This is a genomic window from Hypericibacter sp., from assembly GCF_050729195.1.
Classification (GTDB): domain Bacteria; phylum Pseudomonadota; class Alphaproteobacteria; order Dongiales; family Dongiaceae; genus Hypericibacter.
Window position 1 is genome coordinate 1 of the sequence record NZ_JBOHKS010000291.1, and the last position, 4844, is coordinate 4844.

General features: G+C 64.7%; 5 protein-coding genes. 4 read left to right on the top strand and 1 reads right to left on the bottom strand.

Annotated elements, in window-relative coordinates; translation table 11 throughout:
* Positions 1 to 191, bottom strand: a 191-nt coding sequence (locus ACREE8_RS23840) for a hypothetical protein (protein ID WP_431575517.1), incomplete at its 3' end; no start/stop codon positions are given.
* Between ACREE8_RS23840 and miaA the strand changes: the two genes are divergently transcribed.
* From miaA to ilvC, 4 genes are all read left to right on the top strand, one after another.
* Entirely contained in the window at positions 190 to 1200 is a 1011-nt protein-coding gene (miaA, locus tag ACREE8_RS23845) for a tRNA (adenosine(37)-N6)-dimethylallyltransferase MiaA (protein WP_431575518.1), read from the top strand. The genes ACREE8_RS23840 and miaA overlap by 2 nt on opposite strands.
* A gap of 158 nt (positions 1201 to 1358) precedes the next feature.
* Positions 1359 to 3125: an acetolactate synthase 3 large subunit gene (locus tag ACREE8_RS23850; RefSeq protein WP_431575519.1), complete on the top strand. Its 1767-nt coding sequence runs from the start codon at positions 1359 to 1361 to the stop codon at positions 3123 to 3125.
* Positions 3126 to 3130: 5 nt separating this feature from the next.
* On the top strand, positions 3131 to 3643 hold the full coding sequence (gene ilvN / locus ACREE8_RS23855) for an acetolactate synthase small subunit (protein WP_151176323.1): 513 nt from the start codon (positions 3131 to 3133) through the stop codon (positions 3641 to 3643).
* A gap of 128 nt (positions 3644 to 3771) precedes the next feature.
* On the top strand, positions 3772 to 4791 hold the full coding sequence (gene ilvC / locus ACREE8_RS23860) for a ketol-acid reductoisomerase (RefSeq protein ID WP_431575520.1): 1020 nt from the start codon (positions 3772 to 3774) through the stop codon (positions 4789 to 4791).
* Positions 4792 to 4844: the final 53 nt, after the last annotated feature.

Genomic DNA, 4844 nt, shown 5'->3' on the forward strand with positions numbered 1-4844 from the left:
TCTTTACCAGGAGAACCATCCACCGGATCGATCGACCGCCGCCCGTCAACCCCAGCAAGCCAAAGCCAAAAACCCCAGCCAACCAACTGGCCTTCTGCTATGCCTAACTTTCCCCGGACAGCCCTGCCCTTGCGGGGGAAGGTCAGGAAGGGGGTCGTCTCGGTTTCAGCGCTGATCGCTTCCAGGCTCATGACACCTGCACCGTCAGCGTCTGCCCCCTCCCTGACCCTCCCCCGTGAAGGGGGAGGGGATAAGATCCTCGTCATCGCCGGCCCCACGGCGAGCGGGAAGTCGGCGCTGGCCATGGCGCTGGCGCAGAAGCTCGGCGGCACGCTCATCAATGCCGACAGCATGCAGCTCTATCGCGAGCTGTCGCTGCTGTCGGCGCGCCCGACCGAGGCCGAGATGGCGCGTGTGCCCCATCGTCTCTTCGGCATCCTGCCGGCGAACGAGCCCTGCTCGGCGGGGCGCTGGCGCGAACTGGCGCTGGGTGCCGTCGCCGCCACCCGGGCGGAAGGCCGCCTCCCGATCCTGGTCGGTGGCACCGGGCTCTACCTCGAATCTTTGATGCGCGGCATCGCCGATCTGCCGCCGATCCCCGATGCGGTTCGCGCCAGCCTTCAGGCCCGGATGAAAGCGCCGGGCGGCGTGGGGTCGCTGTTCAAGGCGCTCGAAGCCTGCGATCCCGCGACGGCCGCGCGCATCGAGCCGACCGACCGGCAGCGCATCCTGCGCGCGCTCGAGCTGTTCGAGGCGACCGGCAAACCGCTCTCGGCCTGGCAGGCGGAGAGCGGGAGGCAGCCGCCCCCGGATCTGGCCTTCGAGACCCATCTGCTGATGCCGCCGCGCGCCGCCCTTTATGCCGCCTGCGATCGCCGCTTCGGGCGCATGGTGGAGGCGGGGGCGCTCGAGGAGGTGAGGGCGCTCCTGGCCCTCAAGCTCGATCCGGATCTCCCGGCCATGAAGGCCATCGGCGTTGCCGAGCTGGGCGCCCATCTGGCCGGGGCGGGCGACCTGGCGACGGCGATCGCCGCCGGCCAGCAGGCCACCCGGCGCTATGCCAAGCGCCAATACACCTGGTTTCGGCACCGCCTGCCGGAAGCGGCCCGGATCGAGGCCGATCCGCTGGATCCGGGTTTTGCCGACGCGCAATTTTTGGAAAGGTTCTTTCACAATTTCTTTTCGAAGATTTGCCATTAGCTGTTGACCGCATTGCAGCAAATCACTAGTTTCGGGCTCCTTGCCGGCCAGAAAGGTCCGTGCGGGAGGGGTTTTTGCGCCCGTAAATTGGCCGCGCGAAACCCGGTGGGAGCCCTTGAACCGGCTTCCGAATTTTGCGAGCGAAAGGATCAGCGAAAATGTCTGCGCAGGAGATGATCGGTGCGTCTGTCCTCATCCGGGCCCTTTTGGACCAGGGTGTGGACGTCGTATTCGGCTATCCCGGCGGCGCCGTCCTTCCGATCTATGACGAACTCTTCAAGCAGAACGCGCTGCGCCACATCCTGGTCCGTCATGAGCAGGCGGCCGTGCATGCGGCCGAAGGCTATGCGCGCTCGACCGGCAAGGTCGGCGTCGTGCTGGTGACTTCGGGCCCCGGCGCCACCAATGCGGTCACCGGTCTGACCGACGCGCTGATGGATTCGATTCCGATCGTCTGCCTGACCGGTCAGGTGCCGACCCATCTGATCGGCAATGACGCGTTCCAGGAAGCCGACACCACCGGCATCACCCGGCCCTGCACCAAGCATAACTACCTGGTGAAGAACGTGGCCGATCTGGGCCGCGTGGTGCATGAGGCCTTCCATGTCGCGCGCAGCGGCCGGCCCGGTCCGGTCGTGATCGACCTGCCCAAGGACGTGCTGCAGGCCAAGGCGACCTATGCCGGCGCGCCGGCACCCTCCGCGCGCAAGCATCGGAGTTACAATCCGCAGGTGAAGGGCGATGCGCGCCAGATCGAGGCCGCGGTCGAGCTCCTGGCCAAGGCCAAGAAGCCGCTCTTCTATTGCGGCGGCGGTGTGATCAATTCGGGCCCCGGCGCCTCGCAGCTGCTGAAGCAGTTCGTGAAGATGACGGGCTTCCCCTGCACCCTGACGCTGATGGGGCTGGGCGCCTTCCCGGCCTCCGATCCGCAGTTCCTGGGGATGCTCGGCATGCACGGCATGTACGAGGCCAATTGGGCGATGCATGACTGCGACGTGATGATCGCGGTCGGCTCGCGCTTCGACGACCGCGTGACCGGCAGGGTCAGCGCCTTCGCACCCAACTCGAAGAAGATCCATATCGACATCGATCCTTCCTCGATCAACAAGAACGTGCGCGTGGACGTGCCGATCGTCGGCGACGTCGGCCATGTGCTCGAGGACATGATCAAGGTCTGGAAGGCCAAGCAGATCCAGCCGGACGCCAAGGCGCTGGCGTCCTGGTGGAAGCAGATCGAGGAGTGGCGCGGCCGCGACTGCCTGCGCTTCAAGAACTCCGACAGCATCATCAAGCCGCAATATGCGCTGCAGCGCCTCTATGCCGCGGTCAAGGACAAGGACGTCTACATCACGACCGAGGTCGGTCAGCATCAGATGTGGGCGGCCCAGTTCCTGAAATTCGAGCAGCCCAATCGCTGGCTGACCTCGGGCGGTCTCGGCACCATGGGCTACGGCCTGCCGGCCGCGATCGGCGTGCAGATCGCGCATCCCGACGCGCTGGTGATCGACGTGGCCGGCGAGGCCTCGATCCTGATGAACATCCAGGAGCTTTCCACCGCCTGCCAGTACAAGCTGCCGGTGAAGATATTCATCATGAACAACCAATATATGGGCATGGTGCGGCAATGGCAGGAGCTGCTGCATGGCGGCCGCTATTCCGAGAGCTACACGGATTCGCTGCCCGACTTCGTCAAGCTCGCCGACGCCTTCGGTGGCGTGGGCATGCTGATCGAGAAGCCCTCCGATCTGGACGGCGCCATCGACGAGATGATCAAGACCCGCCGGACCGTGGTGGTGGATTGCCGTATCGACCAGAAAGAGAATTGCTTCCCCATGATCCCGTCCGGTGCGGCGCATAACGAGATGCTGCTCGGCCCCGACGATCATGCGAAGCCGGTCTCCGAAGAAGGCATGGTGCTGGTGTAAGTGCCATGGCTGAACCGCAAAAGATCGAGCGCCACACCATCTCGGTGCTGGTGGACAACGAACCTGGCATCCTGGCCCGCGTGGTCGGGCTGTTTTCCGGCCGCGGCTACAACATCGAAAGCCTGACCGTCGCCGAGGTCGATGCGCAGCGTCATTTGTCGCGCATCACCATCGTCACCTCCGGTACGGTCATGATCATCGAGCAGATCAAGGCCCAGCTCGGGCGCCTTGTGCCGGTCCATCGGGTCAGCGACCTGACGGCCGAGGGCCCGAGCCTCGAGCGCGAGCTGGCTTTGATCAAGGTGCGCGGCACCGGCGAGAAGCGGGTCGAATCCCTGCGGATCGCCGACATCTTCCGCGCCCGCGTGGTGGATTCGACCATCGAATCCTTCGTGTTCGAAATGACGGGTTCGACCGACAAGCTCAACGCCTTCATCAACCTGATGCAGCCGCTGGGACTGGTCGACGTATCGCGGACCGGCGTTGCAGCAATCGCACGCGGCCCCGAGGCGCTCTGAGGCTTATAAACGAGGGAATTCGCACGGCCATACCGGCGGGATCGATCCCGCCACTCATTCGGAACGGCAGCGCATGGCCCCGGGAGGGGTGCCTGCCGATGCTGGCAAAGACAGAGGAGAAGACTTGAATGCGCGTCTATTACGATCGTGATGCCGACGTCAATCTGATCAAGGGCAAGAAGGTCGCCGTCGTCGGCTATGGCAGCCAGGGCCACGCCCACGCCCTCAATCTCAAAGACAGCGGCGTCAAGGACGTGCGCGTCGCGCTGAAGCCGGGCTCGGCTTCGATCAAGAAGGCGGAGGCCGCGGGCCTCCCGGTGATGACGCCGGCCGAGGCCGCGAAGTGGGCCGACATCGTCATGATGCTGACGCCCGACGAGCTGCAGGCGAAGATCTATACCGACGAGCTCCATGCCAATATGCGGCCCGGTGCGGCCATCGCCTTCGGCCATGGTCTCAACATCCATTTCCGCCTGATCGAGCCGCGGTCCGACATCGACGTGTTCATGGTGGCGCCCAAGGGCCCCGGTCACACCGTGCGCTCCGAATATCAGAAGGGTGGCGGCGTGCCCTGCCTCGTGGCGGTGGCGCAGAATCCCTCGGGCAACGCGCTCGAGATCGCGCTCTCCTATGCCTCCGCCATCGGCGGTGGCCGCTCGGGCATCATCGAGACGGATTTCCGCGAGGAATGCGAGACCGATCTCTTCGGCGAACAGGTCGTGCTCTGCGGCGGCCTGACGGCGCTGATCCAGGCCGGCTACGAGACGCTGGTCGAGGCCGGCTACGCGCCCGAGATGGCCTATTTCGAATGCCTGCACGAGGTGAAGCTGATCGTCGACCTCATCTATGAGGGCGGCATCGCCAACATGCGCTACTCGATCTCCAACACCGCCGAATATGGCGACTATACGCGCGGTCCCCGGATCGTGACGGAAGAGACCAAGAAGGAGATGAAGCGCATCCTCGACGACATCCAGTCGGGCCGCTTCGCCCGCGACTGGGTGCAGGAAAACAATGCCGGCCAGCCGAGCTTCAAGGCGATGCGCCGTCGCGCCGCCGAGCATCCGATCGAAGAAGTCGGCGTCAAGCTGCGCGCCATGATGCCCTGGATCGGCAAGAACAAGCTGGTCGACAAGACGAAGAACTGAAGAACGCAGGAACTCGTTCTGTCCCTTCCCCCGGAACGGGGGAAGGTTAGGAA

Excerpts from the sequence above, each read along its gene's own strand:
- miaA (WP_431575518.1), top strand. The coding sequence starts at position 190 with ATGACACCTGCACCGTCAGCGTCTGCCCCCTCCCTGACCCTCCCCCGT.
- ACREE8_RS23850 (WP_431575519.1), top strand. The coding sequence starts at position 1,359 with ATGTCTGCGCAGGAGATGATCGGTGCGTCTGTCCTCATCCGGGCCCTT.
- ilvN (WP_151176323.1), top strand. The coding sequence starts at position 3,131 with ATGGCTGAACCGCAAAAGATCGAGCGCCACACCATCTCGGTGCTGGTG.
- ilvC (WP_431575520.1), top strand. The coding sequence starts at position 3,772 with ATGCGCGTCTATTACGATCGTGATGCCGACGTCAATCTGATCAAGGGC.